13 protein-coding genes are annotated in these 17,682 nt (G+C 78.3%); 5 read left to right on the top strand and 8 right to left on the bottom strand.

The genetic code is table 11. The features are described 5' to 3' along the window. The 3 genes from KVT14_RS01850 to KVT14_RS01840 form a co-directional block, all read right to left on the bottom strand. Positions 1–1,041 (bottom strand): hypothetical protein (locus KVT14_RS01850; RefSeq protein WP_217614102.1); only part of this gene is annotated, 1,041 nt, incomplete at its 3' end. Between the two features lie 141 nt (positions 1,042–1,182). Then, on the bottom strand, positions 1,183–1,845 hold the full coding sequence (locus KVT14_RS01845; RefSeq protein WP_217614101.1) for a response regulator transcription factor: 663 nt from the start codon (positions 1,843–1,845) through the stop codon (positions 1,183–1,185). Further along, complete coding sequence (locus tag KVT14_RS01840) at positions 1,842–3,029, bottom strand: sensor histidine kinase (RefSeq protein WP_217614100.1); 1,188 nt, start codon at positions 3,027–3,029, stop codon at positions 1,842–1,844. The genes KVT14_RS01845 and KVT14_RS01840 overlap by 4 nt, the downstream gene beginning before the upstream one ends. 206 nt (positions 3,030–3,235) lie before the next feature. Between KVT14_RS01840 and KVT14_RS22215 the strand changes: the two genes are divergently transcribed. Further along, on the top strand, positions 3,236–3,733 hold the full coding sequence (locus KVT14_RS22215) for a DUF1269 domain-containing protein (protein ID WP_217614099.1): 498 nt from the start codon (positions 3,236–3,238) through the stop codon (positions 3,731–3,733). 56 nt (positions 3,734–3,789) lie between these two features. Beyond that, entirely contained in the window at positions 3,790–4,227 is a 438-nt protein-coding gene (locus tag KVT14_RS01830; protein WP_217614098.1) for a hypothetical protein, read from the top strand. Between the two features lie 14 nt (positions 4,228–4,241). On the opposite strand, the gene KVT14_RS01825 is transcribed toward KVT14_RS01830, so the two are convergent. Beyond that, entirely contained in the window at positions 4,242–6,827 is a 2,586-nt protein-coding gene (locus KVT14_RS01825; RefSeq protein ID WP_308160822.1) for a LuxR C-terminal-related transcriptional regulator, read from the bottom strand. Positions 6,828–7,141: 314 nt separating this feature from the next. Here KVT14_RS01825 and KVT14_RS01820 point away from each other — a divergent pair, with 314 nt between their 5' ends. Continuing rightward, entirely contained in the window at positions 7,142–8,458 is a 1,317-nt protein-coding gene (locus KVT14_RS01820; RefSeq protein WP_217614097.1) for a DUF1254 domain-containing protein, read from the top strand. 9 nt (positions 8,459–8,467) lie between these two features. On the opposite strand, the gene KVT14_RS01815 is transcribed toward KVT14_RS01820, so the two are convergent. Then, positions 8,468–8,674, bottom strand: coding sequence for a hypothetical protein (locus KVT14_RS01815; protein WP_147796328.1), 207 nt, complete (start codon positions 8,672–8,674; stop codon positions 8,468–8,470). Positions 8,675–8,768: 94 nt separating this feature from the next. Further along, on the bottom strand, positions 8,769–9,338 hold the full coding sequence (locus KVT14_RS22210) for a hypothetical protein (RefSeq protein WP_254630216.1): 570 nt from the start codon (positions 9,336–9,338) through the stop codon (positions 8,769–8,771). A gap of 88 nt (positions 9,339–9,426) precedes the next feature. Between KVT14_RS22210 and KVT14_RS22205 the strand changes: the two genes are divergently transcribed. Further along, positions 9,427–10,020 carry a helix-turn-helix domain-containing protein gene (locus tag KVT14_RS22205; protein ID WP_308160821.1) on the top strand — a complete coding sequence of 198 codons (594 nt, stop codon included), beginning with the start codon at positions 9,427–9,429 and terminating at the stop codon, positions 10,018–10,020. A gap of 299 nt (positions 10,021–10,319) precedes the next feature. After that, entirely contained in the window at positions 10,320–11,960 is a 1,641-nt protein-coding gene (locus tag KVT14_RS01800; RefSeq protein WP_217614094.1) for an FAD-binding protein, read from the top strand. Here the strand turns inward: KVT14_RS01800 and KVT14_RS01795 are convergent. After that, on the bottom strand, positions 11,866–14,385 hold the full coding sequence (locus KVT14_RS01795) for a hypothetical protein (RefSeq protein WP_217614093.1): 2,520 nt from the start codon (positions 14,383–14,385) through the stop codon (positions 11,866–11,868). The genes KVT14_RS01800 and KVT14_RS01795 overlap by 95 nt on opposite strands. A gap of 191 nt (positions 14,386–14,576) precedes the next feature. Next, positions 14,577–17,552: a DUF3616 domain-containing protein gene (locus tag KVT14_RS01790; RefSeq protein ID WP_217614092.1), complete on the bottom strand. Its 2,976-nt coding sequence runs from the start codon at positions 17,550–17,552 to the stop codon at positions 14,577–14,579. Positions 17,553–17,682: the final 130 nt, after the last annotated feature.

The following is a 17,682-nucleotide window of genomic DNA, read 5'->3' as shown; positions in this document are numbered from 1 at the left end:
GGCGAGGCCCCCCGCGTCCGACCCGGTCGCCGCCAGCACCGCCGACGACGTCACCGCCGCGGGCGCGACCGCGTCGGCCGGCAGCGCCGCAGGGCGCACCAGCGCGGGGTCCACCAGCGCCGCCGCGACGGGCAGCGCGCCCGGGTCGGCCGCCGCCACGCAGGAGGCCGCGCCGGGGTCGCCGGGCACCTCGTCGAGCACGGCCGGGTGCAGGATCGTCCGCCCCGGGTGGTCGACCGTGACGGCCGCGTGCTCGACCGTCCGGGCGGGGTGGTCGACCGTCTCGGCCGGGTGCTGCACGGTCGTCGCGGCGTGTTCGACGGTCTCGGCCGGGTGCTCGACGGTGCCCCACTCGTCCGGGACGTCGACGGTCCGGGTGACCGCGGGGTGCTGCTCGACGTGCGTCACGGCCGCGTGCTCGATCGTCTCGGTCCACGCGGCGCGGTCGACGACGGTCTCGGTCCACGCAGGCGCCACGACGGTCTCCCGCTGGTCGACGACCCGCCAGCCGTTCCCGGGGAACGTGGACCGGTCCGCGGTCCACTCCGAGCCGTTCCCGTTCTTCTGCTTTATGAGCCACTCGGTCCGGGTGACTGCCGGGTGCTCGACGGTGCGCGTGACGGCGGGGTGGTCGACCGTCTCGGTCCACGCCGGCGCGTCCACGACCGTCTCCTCCCAGGCCTCCGTGACGACCTCCTCGGCGGTGTGCGCGGGCGTGACGAGCACCCGCTCGGACCACGCCTCGCGGACGGTCTCCGTCCATGCCGGCACCTCCTCGGTCCACGCCGCGCGCACCGTCTCCGTCCGCGGCGCGACGTCCTCGGTCCACGCCGCCCGGACGGTCTCGGTCCACCCGGGGACGTCCTCGGTCCAGGCGGCGGATCGCAGCACCGAGGTCGACGCCGCCGGGGCCGCGGCCGTGCAGACGATCCCGTGCCCGCCCGCCGCCGCGAGGTCCGTCGCCGGCGTCGCCGGGGCGGCCGGGAGGACGAGCGTCGCGCCGGAGACGGACGCGGCGAGGACGAGGGCGAGGGACGACATGGCGGGCTCCTGGGGGCTGTGCGGGGGCGGCCTGCCCGCTCCCGTCGACACCCACCACGCTCCCGCCGCGGGCACTCCCGCGACCTCGTCCGACCGGCTCGTCCGACCCGGTCCGAACGGATGCTCCTGGACGTCGGCAGGTCAGCCCGCGGCGGGCGGCACCAGCCCCGCGTCGTGCGCCACGATCGCCGCCTGGGTCCGGTTCTCGACGCCGAGCTTCGTCATCGCGTGCGCCAGGTGCGCCTTCACGGTCGGCTCCGCCAGGTACAGCCGCCGCGCCGTCTCCGCGTTCGACAGCCCCTCCGCCACGCAGGCGAGCACGTCCCGCTCCCGGGCGCTGAGCGGCGCGACCCGGTCCCGGGCCTCCTGCGCCAGCCCGGACAGCGCCGGCCCGACGGCGTCGAGCAGCCGCCGGGTCACGGTCGGCGACAGCATCGCGTCCCCCGCCGCCGCGGCGCGGATCCCCCGGTGCAGCTCGTCGACCGAGCTGTCCTTGAGCAGGTAGCCGGCGGCCCCCAGCCGGAGCGCCGGGACGATGTACCGGTCGGACAGGAAGCTGGTGAGGACGACCACGGCCGCGCCGGTGCCCGCCCGCAGGATCTCCTGGGCGGCGCTCAGGCCGTCCATCACCGGCATCTGCATGTCGAGCAGCACGACGTCGGGCCGGTGCGCGCGCACCTGCTCGACGGCGGCCCGCCCGTCGGCCGCCTCGCCGACGACCTCGAGGTCGGGCGCGGCGGCGACGAGGCGGGCGATGCCCTGCCGGAACAGCGCCTCGTCGTCGACGACCAGCACCCGGATCACGCCGGCGTCGCCCGCCTCGGCAGCCGGGCGTCGAGCAGGAACCCGCCGGCCGGCGTCGGCCCGGCGTCCAGCCGGCCGCCGACCAGCGCCACCCGCTCCCGCAGCCCGGCCAGGCCGGTGCCGCCGGTGGTGAGCCCCGTCGGCACCGACCGCGCCTCGGTCGTGAGCACCTGGACGTGCAGCTCGGGCCCGGCGTCCTCGACCAGGACCCGGGTGCCCGCGCCGGGCGCGTGCCGGACGGCGTTGGTCAGGCCCTCGCGGACGACCCGGACGGCGGTGCGCTCCGCGGGGTCGGGCGGGTCGCGGTGCGCGGCGGCGACCACGGCGGTGACGGGCTGCCCGACGTCCCGCGCGGCGGCGACCAGCCCCTCGACCTCCGGCAGCGCGTGCCGGGCCAGCCCGTCCTCGCCGGGGTCCCGCCGCAGCAGCCGCAGCACCTCGCGCATCTCGTCCAGCGCCGCGCGCCCGGTGTCCCGGATCTCCCCCGCCGCGGCGTGCACGGCCGGGTCGTCGGTGGCGGCGTCCAGCAGGTTCGCGTGCAGGACGATCAGGCTGATCCGGTGCGCGACGACGTCGTGCAGCTCCCCGGCCAGCCGGGTGCGCTCGGCCCGCCGGACCGCGAGCGCGGCGGCCTCCGCGGCGGCGCGCTCCTGGGCGACCCGCAGCACCGCCGCGTGCGCCGCCGACCGCTGCCCCCGCCCGGCCAGCCAGGGCACGAGCACGTCGAGCAGCAGCAGGAGCGGCACCGCCACGCCCGTGCGGAACGCGGTGACCTGCCACACGGGCCAGACCATCAGCAGCGCGGCGACCAGGCCGAGCCAGGCCGCGCGCGGACCGGCCCACCGCGCGACCAGGTACAGCGCGACCGGGGTCGCGAGCACGGGCGACACCAGGCACAGCGCGAGGCAGACGGCGAGCGCCACCGCCTCCCGGCGCAGCAGCAGCGTCGCGGCGCCCACCACCTGAGCGGCGGCCTCCCACGCGACGGGCTCGAGCGCGACGCCGGCGCGGGCGCGCGCGACGACCAGGGCCAGGCCGCCCGCGGCGGCGACCGCGGCGAGCGCGAGGCGCGGGGCTCCCGGCGCGAGCACCGGGTCGGGCTCCCCCGGGCTCGGGCCGGCCCGCTCCTGCCCGCCCGCGTCCGGGGCGTGGCCGAGCGCCGTCGCGGCACGGTCCTCGGGCATGGCGACTCCCCCCGGTCGTCGGTGCTCGCGACGAGCCTCGCGCCCCGGCGGCCCCGCGGCGTCGTCCTCCGCGGATGACCCGCCGCGGACCCGCGGGGTCACCCGGCCCGGGCGATGCGCGGCGTTCGCCGCCCCGGTGAGGCTGGCAGACGTCCCACCCGGCGACGAGACCGACGAGCACGACGAACCGACGAAGGAGCACGACGGTGGCCACTCTCAGCGTGTGGAAGTTCGAGACCCCCGGCGGCGCGCAGCAGGCCGAGCAGGCGCTCGAGTCGCTGGCGAAGCAGGAGCTCATCCAGGTGCACGACGCCGCCACGGTGTCCTGGGACCCGGACAAGTCGAAGCCGAAGACCCGGCAGGCGCACAGCCTCGCCGCCGCGGGCGCCCTGGGCGGCACCTTCTGGGGCATGCTCTTCGGTTTGCTGTTCTTCATCCCGCTCATCGGCGCCGCGATCGGTGCGGCGGCCGGCGCGCTCGCCGGGTCGCTCACCGACGTCGGCATCGACGACGACTTCATCCAGTCGGTGCGCAGCAAGGTCACGCCCGGCACGTCGGCGCTGTTCCTGCTGTCGTCCGGCGCGGTGCCGGACAAGGTGTTCGGGGCCCTCAAGGAGCAGGGCATCCACCCCGAGCTCATCCAGACGAACCTGTCCGAGGACGAGGAGGCGCGGCTGCGCCAGGCGTTCGACGAGAACGCCTGAGCGGTCGCGGGAGCCGGACCGGGACCCGGACGTCGTCCCGGGGTGAGGAGACGACCATGACGAAGACCGACGCCGCCCCGGGTACCCGGGTGCGGCCGCGGGAGACCGCCTGGGTCGGCTGGATCTGGTTCGCCGCGCTCATGATGATCCTCATGGGCCTGTGGGGGATGTTCAGCGGCCTGGTCGCGGTGTTCTCGCCGCACACGATCGTCGCCTGGACGAGCTACGGGCTGGCGGCGGTGGACGTCTCGACGTGGGGCTGGGTGCACCTCGCGGTGTCGGCCCTGGTGTTCGTGGTCGGCGTCTCCCTGCTGACCACGGCCGCCACCTGGGCCCGGGTGACCGCGGTGGTCCTGGTCGGCCTGGAGCTGCTGCTGCAGTTCGCCGCCCTGCCGGCGACGCCGTGGTGGTCCCTGGTCTCGATCGGGCTGTGCGTCACGGTGCTCTGGGCGCTGGTGGTGCACGGCGGCGAGCTGCGGCCCGTGTCGACCTGACGCGGGGCGGCGGGTCAGAGCAGGCCGCGCTGCACCGCCGTCCGCACGGCGGCCCGTCGCCCGTCGACGCCGAGCTTCCGGTAGATCGCCCGCATGTGGGTCTTCACCGTGTTGATCGACAGGAACAGCGAGCCCGCGATCTCCTCCGAGGTCAGGGACGACCGCAGGCAGGCCAGCACGTCCCGCTCCCGCGGCGTCAGGTCCCAGGCGGAGGCCCGCGGCGTCGGTGCCTCGTGCTCGGCGACGAGCAGCCGCGTGACCAGCGGCTCGTGCGCGCTCCCCCACTCGAGGTGCGCCGACAGCAGCGGGTGCAGGGCGGCCGCGCGGTCCCGGAGCGGGCGGACCAGCCCGTGCGGCTCGGCGGCCGCCAGCGCCGCCTCCAGCGCCACGTGCGCCGCACCCGCGTCCTCGTCGGCGTGCAGCGCGGCGGCGGCCGCCAGGTTCGCGACCCGCACCTGCGCGGGAGTCGCCCCGAGGACCGCCGCCGCCCCGGCCGCGGCGCGCTCGGCCGCCCGCAGCGCGCGCTCCGCGCCCTCGATGTCCCCGATGCGCAGCAGCTGGTCGCTCTGCCAGCCGAGGGCGAGCGGGTCCGCGAACGCGACCGACGACTCGTCGACGATCGCCAGCGCCTCGCGCGGGCGGTCCTCGGCGCCCAGCTGCACGGCGGTGAGGAAGTCGCGGAACGCCGTCAGGTGCTCGGGCGCGGCGCCGTCCGGCCAGGGGGCGTCGGTGATCTCCCGGGCCCGCGCGAGCCCGGGCGCGTCGCCCTGCGCCAGGCAGACGATCGCCAGCACGCCCGCGGCGTGCACCGCGACCTCGCGCCGGTTCCGGCCCGCGGCCTCGATCGCGGCGCGCAGGTGTCCCGCGGCCGCGCACAGCTCGTCGCGCCAGTACGACGCGACGCCGCACGCCAGGTGGGCCGAGGCGACGATGCTCGCGCCCTGCCACTCGTGCAGCGCCGCGGTGGCGAGCACGGCCCGCGCCCCCTCCAGCGCGGCGCCGACGTCGCCACGCAGCGAGGCCGCGAGCGCCTCCTCCGCCCGGCAGCCGAGCTCGAGCGCGACCCAGCCCCGCTCGGCGGCGAGCGCGCCGCCGGCCGCGAGGTGCCCGAGCGCGGCCGGGTCGGGGCCGTACTGCTGCAGCTCCGCTCGGCCCACGAGGTACAGGGCGAGCGCCCGGACGGCGTCGTCGGGCACCCCGCTGTCGGGCACCCCGCCGTCGAGCAGGGCCCGCCCGCGGCGCACCGACTCCTCCAGCGCCGGGCGGCCCGGGCCGAGGAACGTCCGCACCAGCTCGCCGACCCACGCCGGTCCGCCGTCGTCGTCGCCCGCGCCGTCGGCCTCGTAGGCGTGCGCGGCCGCGAGCGCCAGCAGGACGTCGGGGTCGCTGCGGTACCGCGGCGGGAGCGCCGCGCGCAGCCCGCGCACCTGGCCGACGTCGCCGCGCACCACGAGGTCCGGCCACCGCTCGCCGAGCACCCGCGCCGCGAGGTCCGGCGCGTGCCCGTCCAGGGCGTGCCGGATCGCCGCCGCCGGGTCGCGGGGACCGAGGTGGGCGGCGACCACCCGGTGCGCCACCCGCGCCGCGAGCGGGTCCCGGCGGGTCAGGACGACCCGCGCGTGCGCGGCCACGAGGGCGTGCCACCGGTACACCGGGCCGTCACCGGCGTCGCCGACGTCGGTGAGGAACAGCCCGCGGCCGACGCACTCGTCGAGCAGCCGGGCCCCGCCCGGCACCAGCGCCTCGGCGAGCTCGGGGTCGACCTGGTCGGCCACGCTCGCGCGCAGCACGAAGTCGGCGAGGTCGTCCGGCAGCGACCCGACGACCTCCTCCACGAGGTACCCCGTGATCGGCACGTCGCGGTCGCGCAGGTGCGCCAGCGGCTCGCCCGACCCGTCGAGCACGTCCGCCGCGAGCGCCAGCCGCACCGCGACCGGCCAGCCGCGCGTGATCTCCCAGAGCGCCCGGACCGCCGCGGCGTCGCCCGGGACGCCCACCGCGCGCACGACGTCGGCGACCTCCTCCTCGGTGAACGCCAGCGTCCGCTCCCGGAGCTCGCCGACCTCGCCGGCCATGCGCATCCGGTTGACCGGCAGCGCCGCGTCGTACCGGCCGGCCAGCACGAACCGGGGACCGGCGTAGCGGAGCACCGGTCCGAGCACCTCGCGGGAGGTGCGCGCGGAGAGCAGGTGCACGTCGTCGAGCACGACCACCGTGTCCGGCGGCAGTGCCTCGAGCGCCGTGACCAGGGCGTCCAGCCGCCGGGCGACGGTCGCCAGCCCCCGGTCGGGCACCGGGTCCTCCTCGGGCCGGGCGCCGGGCGCGATCCGCGCGAGCGCGTCGCCCAAAACCCGCACCAGGCGCCCGGGCTCGTCGTCGAGCGGGTCGAGCGAGACCCACGCCACCCGGCCCGGCGCGCGCGCCACCCACTGCGCGAGCAGCGTCGTCTTGCCGAAACCCGCCGGCGCGCTCACGACCGTCAGCCGGTGCGCGGCCACCGTCGCCGCCAGCGCCTCGTCGCACCGCGACCGCACGACCAGGCCGCGCGGCGGTCGCGGGACCGTGAACTTGCCCCCCGGGGCCGCGCGACCGCGAGGCACGCCCGGTCGCCCACGACGTGCCGCCCCGCCGATGTCCCCAGCGTCCATTCCACGCCTCCCGACGCGTGCCCGACCTCACCGTAGACCGCCTGCTCGCGCGTCCCGGGTTGGCCCGCCACCACAGTGACAGATCCGGGGTGATCGTGAGTCACGTTCTCCCCTGACTCCCTCACCCGCGCCGGGTGAGCCCGGGGCCCGCGCGCAGATCCGCGGTCCCGCGGTGCCCGGCTCACGCGCCGCGGGTGAGGCCACGCGCGGCGCGCACGGCTGTGCTGGTGGGCGTCGGTGCGGGACGGACGCGAGGACGGTGGGCGATGCCGGAGACCCTGCCCGCACCGGTCCCGGTCCCGCACGACCCGGAGGTGGTGCGGGCCGCCGCCGAGGCCGCGGTGTGGGCGCACCCCGCGCTCCTGGGATACCGGGAGCTGCGCACCGAGCTGCGGACCGGGGTCGCGGCGCTCGGGCTGCTCGACCACGACGACGGGCCGCCCGTGCCCGGCGACGGCACCCGGTCCGCGGACCCCCTGCTGCTGCGGTCGAGCGCCTGGCTCGACCTGCGCGCCGAGCCCGCCGTCGTCGGCCACGCCGACCTACCCGCCGGGCTGTACTCCGGGGCGCAGGTGATCGACCTGCTGGGGCGCACGGTCGCGCACGTCGGGGCCGCCCGGACCGGGACGCGCGCGGGTGACTGGGCCGTCGTCGGCCCGGGCTGGGACGGGCCGGTCCCGCCCGGGGTGCGCGGGGTGCTGCGGTCGACGTCGTCGCTGGTGCGGGTGCTCACCCGCACCGCGGTGCCCCGCCCCGGCGACCTGCCCGCCGCGCGGGCCGTGCAGCGGGCGTACCGGGTGCGGCCCCTGCACGCGCTCGGCGGCGTCACCCCGCCCCGGCCTGCGCCGTCGGTCGCGTGGCTGCCGTGGGACGAGGAGCGCGCCTGGGGGGCCGGGTTCGTCGACTACCTCGCCCTGCTGCTCCGGCTCGCGCGGCCCACGGATCCGGCGGACCGCGAGCGCGTCGAGCGGTGGGTGCGCCTCGGCGTGCTGCCCGGCGGGCCGGAGGGGTGGGGAGCGCACGGCCCGGACGCGCGGACCCGGGTGCTGGTCGCCCGCGGGGCGGCGCTGGGGGCGGCGCAGCTCGAGGACGCGCTGCGCCGGGAGGGCCTGGGGGCGGCGGCGCCGGCGGGGGGCGCGGGCGGTGCCGGGGCCGGGTCGGCGTCGCTGCGCCGGGCCGTCGCCGCGGAGCACGAGCTGCACGCGCCCGAGCCCGACGAGGTCCGCACCCTGCGGTGGCGCGCCGTCGACGGCGAACCCCTGGCCGGCCACCGGCGGTACCGGATGACCCTGCCCGCCCCGGTCCCCGCCCGGCTGCACTGGTCGCTCGCGGCGCACGCCGAGCCGTCGGGCGAGCTCGTCGCGAACCGCGCCCGCCGGTACGCCCTCGGACCGGGGACGCCGGACCTGCCCCGGGCACCCGACGGCGCGCTGGTCGTGGCGCTGCAGCACGAGACCCCGGTCGACGCCGCCGGCCGGGCCGGGTGGCTCCCCGTACCGCCAGGGCCGTTCAGCTTGGTGCTGCGGCTCTACGCGCCGGAGCCGGGGCCGGGGTGGTCGCCGGTGCTCCGCGCCGTGGGGTGACCGCCGGCGTCACGCGCGACGGGACACCGCCTGGAGCTCCGCGATGTCCACCCCGAGGTCGCAGAGCAGCGCCACCACCCCGGTCAGGCCCGAGGCGTCCGGCACCTCGCAGGACAGGATCGCTCCGTCCCCGGTCGGCGCCGCCACGATGTCGGCGTAGTCGCCCAGCCCGCCCAGGTCCCGCTCGGGGCCGACGACCCGGATGTGGTAGAGCACCGCCCCGCCCCCTCCCGCGCCGCGTCCTGACCCGACGCCGCCAGCGTGGCGTGCGGCGCGCGCCGCGTCGTCACGCGCCGGGGGTGAGCCGCGGTCAGGAGAGGACGACGACGACGGCGGCCTGCGTCTCGGGGAGGACCTCGAACGACCAGCTCCCGCTCAGGTCGTCCAGCGGCAGCACCGTGACCAGCGGCTCTGCGTCGCGGTCGGCGCCGTTCGAGCACGCGACGTCGGCCTCGCCCAGCACCTCGCCGCCGGCCGTGACGGTGAGGTGCGCGCCGCGCCCACGCTCCGAGGCGCACAGCACCGTGACCTCGTGGGGCCCGCCCGGGGCGTCCGACGAACCGCCGGCGAGCCCGACGTCCGGCCCGGCGGACCCGGTCGACCCGAACCCGTAGTCGCTGCCGGAGGGCATGAGCCCGTCGGACGACTCCGAGACCCGCGCGACGGCCGCGTCGAGGTCGAACGTGCCGCCCGCCGCCTGGACCCCGAGCACCGTCGCGACGGCGACCACCGGGACCGCGAGCGCCACGAGCGGGACCCAGCGGCGGACGGGGCGGCGAGACCCCGGCCGGCGGTCGGGGTCCTCGGCGGGGGCGTCGTGCACGACCTCGACCAGGGCGCGAGGGCGGGCGCGCGCGGGACGGTCGTCGTCGGCAGCCATCCCCCGAGCCTCGCACGCGGCGCCGTCGCCGCGCGGGCGTTCGGCCCACCGGGCCCTTCCTGGCACCCGGGTCCCCTACCCTCGGCACGTGGCGGAGCGACGGGACGCGGTGCGCAACCGGCGGCTGATCGTCGCCGCGGCCGAGGCCGTGTTCCGCGAGGAGGGCGCCGCGGTCCCGCTCGACCGCGTGGCGCAGCGGGCCGGCGTCGGTCGCGGCACGCTCTACCGGCACTTCCCCGACCGGCTCGCCCTGGTCGCCGCGGTGTACGCGGCGCGGGTCGACGCGCTGGAGCGGCACGTCGGCACGCTCCCGCCGGAGCGCCTGGTCGAGCACCTGGTCGCCGAGATCGGGGCGCAGCAGGTCGCCGCGCCCGGGCTGTTCGGGGCGGTGCACGCCGCCGACGACCCGGCGGTCGCGGAGGTCGAGCGCCGGGCGGGTGCGCTGCTCGACGCGGCGCTGGCGGACGCCCGCGCCCGCGGCCGCGTGCGACCCGACGCCACGGCCGAGGACCTGCGGCTGCTGTTCGCGATGTCGGAGGGGGTGCTCGCGGTCGAGGCCGGGGACGCCGCCGCCGGCCACGTGCGGCGCGCGCTCGTGCTCGGGCTGCGGGGCGTGCTCGTCGACGCGCCGGACGAGCTCCCGGCGGCGACGCTCGTCGTCGGCGGCCCCGCCGACGCCTGACCCGCGCCCCGGCGCGCCGCGCGCCGGCTCCGCGCCGTCTCCTCTGCCAGCGCGCCCGCCGCTCCCGTCCGCTCCGCCCGCTCCGCCTCCTGGTCGACCGAGCAGCCGACACGTCGAGCGAGCAGGCGCCGGCTGCTCGCTCGACGCGTCGAGTACTCGCTCGGCGCACGCGACGCCGCGGCGCGGCGCGGCGCGTCACGCCGACGGCCCTCCGCTCGGCCGTTGCGCCGCGGCGCCCTCGCGGGCCATGCTGAGGCCCAAACGGACATCGGTGTCCGGATCGCGTCGAGGAGGACCGCATGGGCACGAGCGACGAGCACGTCTACGACGTCGTGGTGGTGGGCACCGGCGCGGCCGGGTTCGCCACGGCGCTGGGCGCGGTGGACGAGGGCCTGAGCGTGCTCCTGCTGGAGAGCACGGACCGCTGGGGCGGCAGCACGGCGATGTCGGGCGGCGGCATGTGGCTGCCGGACAACCCGCTCATGCGGCGCGACGGGGTCGGCGACTCCCGCGCCGAGGCGCTCACCTACCTCGACGCGTGCGTGGGCGACGTCGGCCGGGCGTCGGACCGGGCACGCAAGGAGGCGTTCGTCGACGGGGTCGCGGACTTCGTCACCACGGCGGAGCGGCACGGCATGCGGTTCGTGCGGGCGACCGACTACCCGGACTACTACCCGGAGCTGCCGGGCGGGAAGATCGGCCGCGCGATCGAGGCGAAGCCCCTCGACACGAAGGTGATCGGCGACTGGTGGTCCACCTGCCGCGCCCTGGTCCCGCTGCCCATCAAGACCGACGACATGTGGCTGCTGGAGCGCGCCTGGTCGACGCCCGCCGGGTTCGTGCGCGGCGCCCGGTTCGTGTTCCGCACCCTGGGCGCGGTCGCCCGCGGGCAGCGGCTCGCCGGGATCGGGGCCGCCCTCGCGACGTCGTTCCTCGACGCGGTCGTGCAGCGCGGCGGCGCGTCGCTGTGGCTGGAGAGCCCGCTGGAGCAGCTGGTCGTCGAGGACGGCCGGGTCACGGGTGTGCGGGTCACCCGCGAGGGCCGGCCGGTCGTGGTGCGCGCCCGCCGCGGCGTGATGATCGCGGGCGGCGGGTTCGAGCACAACGCCGAGTGGCGGCAGAAGTTCCACGGCATCGACGGCGCCCCGTCGGGCAACCCCGGGAACGTCGGCCGGCCGATCGCGATCGCGCAGGAGGCGGGCGCGGCGGTCGAGCTCATGGACGACGCGTGGTGGGGTGCCTCGGTGGCGTCGCCGACGCCGGGCGAGCCGCCCGCCTTCCTGGTCGGCGAGCGCTCGCTCCCGTACTCCATCCTGGTCGACGCCCGCGGCGACCGGTTCGCCAACGAGTCCGAGTCCTACGTCGAGCTCGGCCACCACATGCTCGAGCACGACCCGGACGGCGCCTACTGGCTGGTCGCCGACGCGCGGCACGCCCGCCGCTACCTGCGGAACTACGCCCTCGATCCCCGCGCCCTGCGCGCCCTGGCCGACGCGGGGCTGTACGTGAAGTCGCCGTCGCTCGCCGACCTGGCCGACCGGATCGGCGTCGACCCCGCGCGGTTCCGGGCCACGGTGCAGCGGTTCAACGGCTTCGCGCGCTCGGGCGTCGACGGCGACTTCGGCCGCGGCAACTCCGCCTACGACCGGTACTACGGCGACCCGACGGTGCACCCGAACCCGAACCTCGGCCCGCTGGAGCGCGGCCCGTTCACCGCGTTCCGGGTCGTCATCGGGGACCTCGGCACCAAGGGCGGCGTGCTGACCGACGCCGACGGACGGGCGCTGCGCGAGGACGGCAGCGTCGTCGACGGGCTGTACGCGGCCGGGAACAGCTCGGCGTCGGTCATGGGGCGGACGTACCCCGGGCCGGGGTCGACGATCGGGCCGGCTGCGGTGTTCGGCCTGCGGGCGGCGCGGCGGATGGCGCGGACGGCGTAGACCCGCCCGGGCGGGCGGTGCGGCCCAGGAGCCACGTCGCGCACGCGGCCACCAGCAGCGGCACCGCCAGCCCGACGCCGGTCGCGGGCACGACGACGCCGGAGTCGTTGATCGCGAACCCGAACCCCAGCGCGACCCCGAGCGCCGTCAGCCCGCCGACCAGGAGCGGGGCGTCGTGCGTGAGCGCGCGCAGCGGCGCGCCGCCCGACAGCCACGCGTACGGACCGCCGTCGGCCGCCCGCAGCGCCGAGCGGGCGGGGCGCCCGAGGAGGAGCACGACGAGCAGCAGGCCCCCGATCGCCAGCAGGGTCTGCTCGCTGCCGAGCAGGATGCGCAGGTTGGTCCCGGCCTTCCGGAGCAGGACGCCGCCCAGCCCGCCGTCCAGCACGGTCTCGACGAACCGGCCGAGGTGCGTCCTCTCGTCGGCCGGCCGCAGCCAGTCGAGCACGGACAGCACGACCGAGGCCGAGATCCCCGCGCCGACCACCAGCACCAGCCGGCGCCAGCCGAGCCGGGCCCCGGCCGTCACCACGACCAGGACGAGGAAGCCCGCGACGACCACCGGCGGGCCGCCGAAGTTCGCCCCGGTGGTCGGCGTCGTCGACACGATGCCGGACACCACCCCGAGGGTCAGCAGCCCGGTGAGCGCGACCACCGCGGTCGCCGACCGGCGCCGGCCACGGCGGACCAGGGGGTCGACGAGCGCGACCGCGCCGAGGGTCGTCGCCGTGACGAACAGGGCGAGCGCCGGGTTGCCGAACCCGTAGAACCGCCCGGCCACCAGCGAGCCCGGGCCCATCAGCGAGTCGAGCGACAGCCGCGCCCCGAGCGCGACGTCCAGGCCGAGCACCGTCGCCGTGATCGCGGCCACGACGCCGACCGGGCCGAGCGGGACGTGCCGCCACGCCGGGACCGCGTACGCCGCCGCCGACGCCACGAGCGCGAACGCCGCCACGAGCAGCCCGAGGACCCACCCCGGCTCGCCCGAGCGCCACCACGGCACCAGGTTCGCCAGGAACGTCGCCACCGGGATCGACGCGACCGCGACCGCGGCGACGCGGAGCACCTCGAGCACCCCGCGGGCCTGGACCTGCTCCTGGTCCGCGTGCGGCGCCTCCGTCGCAGCCCGGGACCGCCGGCGGACCCACGCGAGGAGCGACCGCCCGCGGCGGGTCAGCCCCACGGTCACCGCGGCGTACAGCGCGGGGTTGACGCCGACCCACAGCACGTAGAACCCCGAGACGCGCGGCGCGACCGCCTGCGCGCGCCGGTTCTGGTCGACGAGCGCCGCGACGCGCTCGGTGCCGGACCGGTCGTCCGCGGCGGCCCGCACCGGCGCGCCCACGAGCGCGCCCGCGGCCGCCCGGTCCCGGATGCCGAGCGCGTCGAGGACGGTCGGCGCGACGTCGGTCGTCTGGAGCAGACCGGGCTGCCGCGTCGAGGCGGACCCGAGCAGGCCGCCGGGCTCGCCAAGGCCGGTCGCCGCCGCCACCTGCAGGTGCGCGCGGCGGCCGGAGTCGGCCACGGAGACCAGCAGGACGGTCGGGTCCGCAGCGGACGCGCGGGCGCCGTCGAGGACGGCGCCGAGGCGGGCGGCCAGCGCCCGGACCTGCTCGGCGCGGTCCGGTTCGGCGACGACCTCGGGGCCGACCTCCTGGGCCGGGTCGGCGCGGGTCGCGTCCACCGGGGACGCGTCCGCCTCGTCGCCGGCGGGGTCGGCCGCGACGCGGTCCCGCGTCGCCCGGCCCGGGTCGCGCACCGAGCCCGCGTCCACGACCACCAGCGACGACCCGGCCAGCGCGGCCGCCGTCGCGTCGCGCAGCTCGTCGACGCCCTCCGGCCGGTCGACGTGCTCCCCCACCACCCGGCCGTCCGCACCGGCGAGCGCGACCGCCGCGCCCGGCCCGATGCCGGTCGCGGCGAGACCGGACGACGCGACGGCGTCGCCGAGCAGCCCGAGCCGGGAGTCGTACGCGGAGGCGTCCGTCGCCGCGACGTAGTCGTCCCAGCCCGGCACCCGGCCCGCGGCGTCGGGCTCGGTCAGGGTGCGGCAGCTCCCGTCCGCGACCCGGGTGTCGTCCGCGCGGCCGCCCGCGCCGACGGCGAGCCAGCCGGCGCTCGGGCAGGTGAACGAGCGCACGCTCCGGACGACCGTGCTCCCGACGGCGCCCGTCGCGGCGAGCTCCGCCAGCGCCGGGGTGCCGACGGCGCTCAGGTCGTCCCAGCGCAGGCCGGTGACGCCGACGAGCAGCACGGGCGACGGCGACGGCGCCTCGGCGGGCTCCGCGGCGGAGGCGCGGTCCGCCGCGCCCGGCAGCGCGGCGGGTACCCCGGCCGACGCCGCCAACGGGGTCACGAGCACCGCCAGGAGCAGCGCGGTCAGGGTCGTGAGGGCACGGCGGAGCAGCGGGGAGAGCGGGGGCACCGGTTCACCGTACGAGCCGCCGCACCCCCGCACCGGCCACTCAGGCGGCGTGGCCGTGCGACTGCCCGGGCTGTGCGCGGGACGCTCACGAGATCGTCACGGGACGCCCGTGACGGGCCGGCGCACCACGACGAGGACCCCCGGCCGGAGCGATCCGGCCGGGGGTCCTCGGTTGTCCGGGGCCGGACCGGTCAGGCGGTGGCGTCCTCCGCGCGGCCGGCGACCTGCGCGGCCGTCCGCCGCCGGACCGCGAGCACCGTGGCGCCGCCCCCGACGAGCAGCAGCCCGGCGAGCGCGAGCGGCGCCGCGAGGTCGGCGCCCGTCACGGCCAGCCGGCCGCCGGAGCCGGACGCGGCGCTGCCGGCGCCGGTGCCGGTCCCGGAGGCTGCCCCCGCGCCGGACCCCGCGCCCGGGTCGACCGCGCCGTCGTCGCCCACCGCGGCGGGCAGCACGGTCACGGCGAGCCGGGCCTCCCCGCTGACCGCCGAGACGACCAGCGTGTGCGCGCCGGCCGGCACCGAGGCGGGGACCACGACCCGCGCGGCGCCCCGGCCGTCCGCGCCGGCCACGACGGTCGCGAGCGTCACCGGGTCGGAGTTGAGCACCACCGACACGCGCTCGCCGGCCGCGAACCCGGCCAGCGCCAGGTCGACCGGCTCGCCGACCCGCAGCGTCGTCGCGCCGCCGGGCAGTGTCACCGACTTCGGCGTGAACACCGCGCCGAGGTCGAGTGCGTAGTCGTGCCCGACGAACTTCTTGAGCTCCGGGCTCGGCAGCTCCTGCGCGGCGGTGCCCGTGCCGTAGATGTCGACCTCGCCGGCGTCCTGCAGCAGGCGGACGACGGTGCCGTCCGCGAGCGACGAGGCGCTGACGATGCCCTCGTACGAGCCGTCCCAGCCGGCGAGCGACGGCAGGGCCGCCGAGCGCACGGGCGCGTCCGCCGGGCCGCCGCTCCAGCCGAACAGCGTGAACTCGCCCTCCTCGTCGGAGCCGCCGGCCAGGATCAGGTACCGCCCGTCGCCGGTGCGCTCCATGTCGCGGATCGCGAGGCCGTCGAGGTCGAGCAGGACCGGCTCGCCGAACTGCGGGGTGGCCGTGCCCGCCACGACGCCGGCGATGTCCCGCACCCCGATGACGACCGCGCGCCCGACGCCGTCGGCGCCGGCGATGATCGGCGAGCGGAAGCCGAGCCACAGCGTGGTGCCGTCGGGGGCGATCGTCGCGCCCTCCAGGTTCAGCGAGTGCGGCCCACGCGCCGAGGTGCCCGGCTGGGTCGCGGCGGTGAAGCCGAAGTGGTAGGCGCCCAGGCCGTGGCCGTCGGCCGCGTCCCAGTCGACGAGCGCCTGGCGGATGCCGTGCGCCGACCCGGCGTACTCGAGCGTGGTGGCCGCGCCGGAGCCGTGCACGCGGGTCGCGACCACGACGTCCCGCGCCAGCCGGACGTTGCCGCTGTTGGTGTTCCCGAGCGAGCCGACCCAGTAGATCGTGTCGCCGACGCGCGCGGCGGCCTCGATGTCCCAGGCGTCGTCCGGGCGCGACGGGTCGCCGGGCGCGACCTGCGCCTGGACGTCGAACTCCGCCACCGGCTCGCCGCCCGCGGGGGCGAACAGGCGGATCTGGTTGCTGTCGTCGTCGCCGGCGAGGAAGTAGCCGTCGCCCACGTCGTACGCGGCCGAGGCGTCGGACATGCCGACGTAGGCCGCTGCGGTCGGGTCGGCCAGCGCAGCGGAGACCCAGTAGTCGAGCACCGAGGTCGCGGTGCGGCCGTCGGCGGTCGTGGCGGTGACCGTGATCGGGGCGCGACCGGCGGCCGTCGGCGTGGCGGTCAGCGTAAACCGGCCGCCCGCGGCCGTCGTGAGCCGGATCGCCGAGTCGGCGAGCACGGCGGTGTCGCCCGAGGTCGCCGTCAGCGTGACGCCCTCGCCGAGGGGGTCCGCGACGGTGCCGGTCGCGGCCGGGTTGGCCGGGTCGCCGACGACCGCGGACAGCGCGTTGCCCGTGCCGCCTGCGACGCGCACGTCCCAGGCCAGCGTCGGCAGCTCCTCCCCAGGGTCGACCGCGTCGGTGCCCGGCACGTAGCCCGGGGCGAAGGCGACGCCGCGGAACGCGGTGCCCGGCGCCGCCTGCGCGATCGTGCGGTCCTGCGCGACGTCGAACGTGGCGTCGCCGGTGTCGATCAGCCGGACCGCCTCGTTGCCCTGGAGGGCGCCGCGGACCGCGTACAGCACGACGTCGTCGCCCGCGACGCGCCCGGTGACGCCCCAGAACGCGCCGGCGTAGCTGCCGACGTAGGTCCAGGCGGCGCCGTCACGGACGTACTTCGCCAGGCCGGGGCTCGTGCCCTCGGTGTAGGTGACGTACAGCAGGTCGTCGTCGACGAACGTGAAGTCGTGCGCGACGTCGGAGCCGGCGGGGGCGGCCGCGACGAGCGTCTGGGCGGCGCCACCGGTCGTGGGCAGGCCGGAGCCGACCGCGCTGACGCCGGAGAACCCGCTGCGGTCGCTCGACACGTACAGCTGCCCGTCGTGGATCACGGGCACCCGCGCGTTGTTCAGGGTCGACGAGCCGGACACCACCGCGGTCGGCGCGTCGCCGCCCAGCGGGACCGCCAGCACGCCGCCCTTGGTCGTCGGCGCGTCGTTGCCGTGCCCGCCGGCCCAGAGCGTCGAGCCGTCCGCAGTCACCACGCCGCGGACGTGCCGCTTCGAGAAGCCGTCGGCCAGCGTCGTCGAGGTGTCGACCGAGCCGTCCGCGCCCACGAGCGCCGCCACCCGGAGCAGCCCCGGGGCGTCGGCGTCGTTCACGGCGGCGGTGCCCGGCGCCGCGTCGTACCCGCCGAGCGTCACGTACCGGTGGTCGGCCGACTGCTGGAGCGCGCCCTGCTGGTCCCGGTCCGCGCCGAGGGTGAACGCGTGCTGACCCGTCCCCGCGTCGGCGGCGGTCGGCAGCGCGATGCTGCCGCCCAGGACGCCGTCGCCGTCGAGCAGCTGGATCGCGACCGGCACCGCCACGTTGCCCGTGGTGCCGCCGTCGCCGACCACGGACAGGGCGAGGCGGTCGGGCTCCGGGTCGGCGGCGCCGGCCGACGCGGCGAGGCCGGTCCCGGTCAGCGCGGCGGCGACGGCGATCGCCGCCAGGCGTGGTGCGAGGCGTCGTGCGAGGCGCATGGGTGGCGGGACCTCCGGGTCGGGCGTGCGAGGGGGCGCCCGGGCGCGGCGGCGCTGCGGCGCGCGCACGACGGGCCCGCCCACCCAACCGGGGCGGGGTCAACCGGAGGTGAACGGCGGGTGGCCGGGG

The organism is Cellulomonas sp. GbtcB1 (assembly GCF_019091725.1).
Lineage (GTDB): Bacteria > Actinomycetota > Actinomycetes > Actinomycetales > Cellulomonadaceae > Cellulomonas.
The sequence above is the reverse complement of the archived record's forward strand: the minus strand, read 5'-3'. Positions and strand labels throughout refer to the sequence as shown.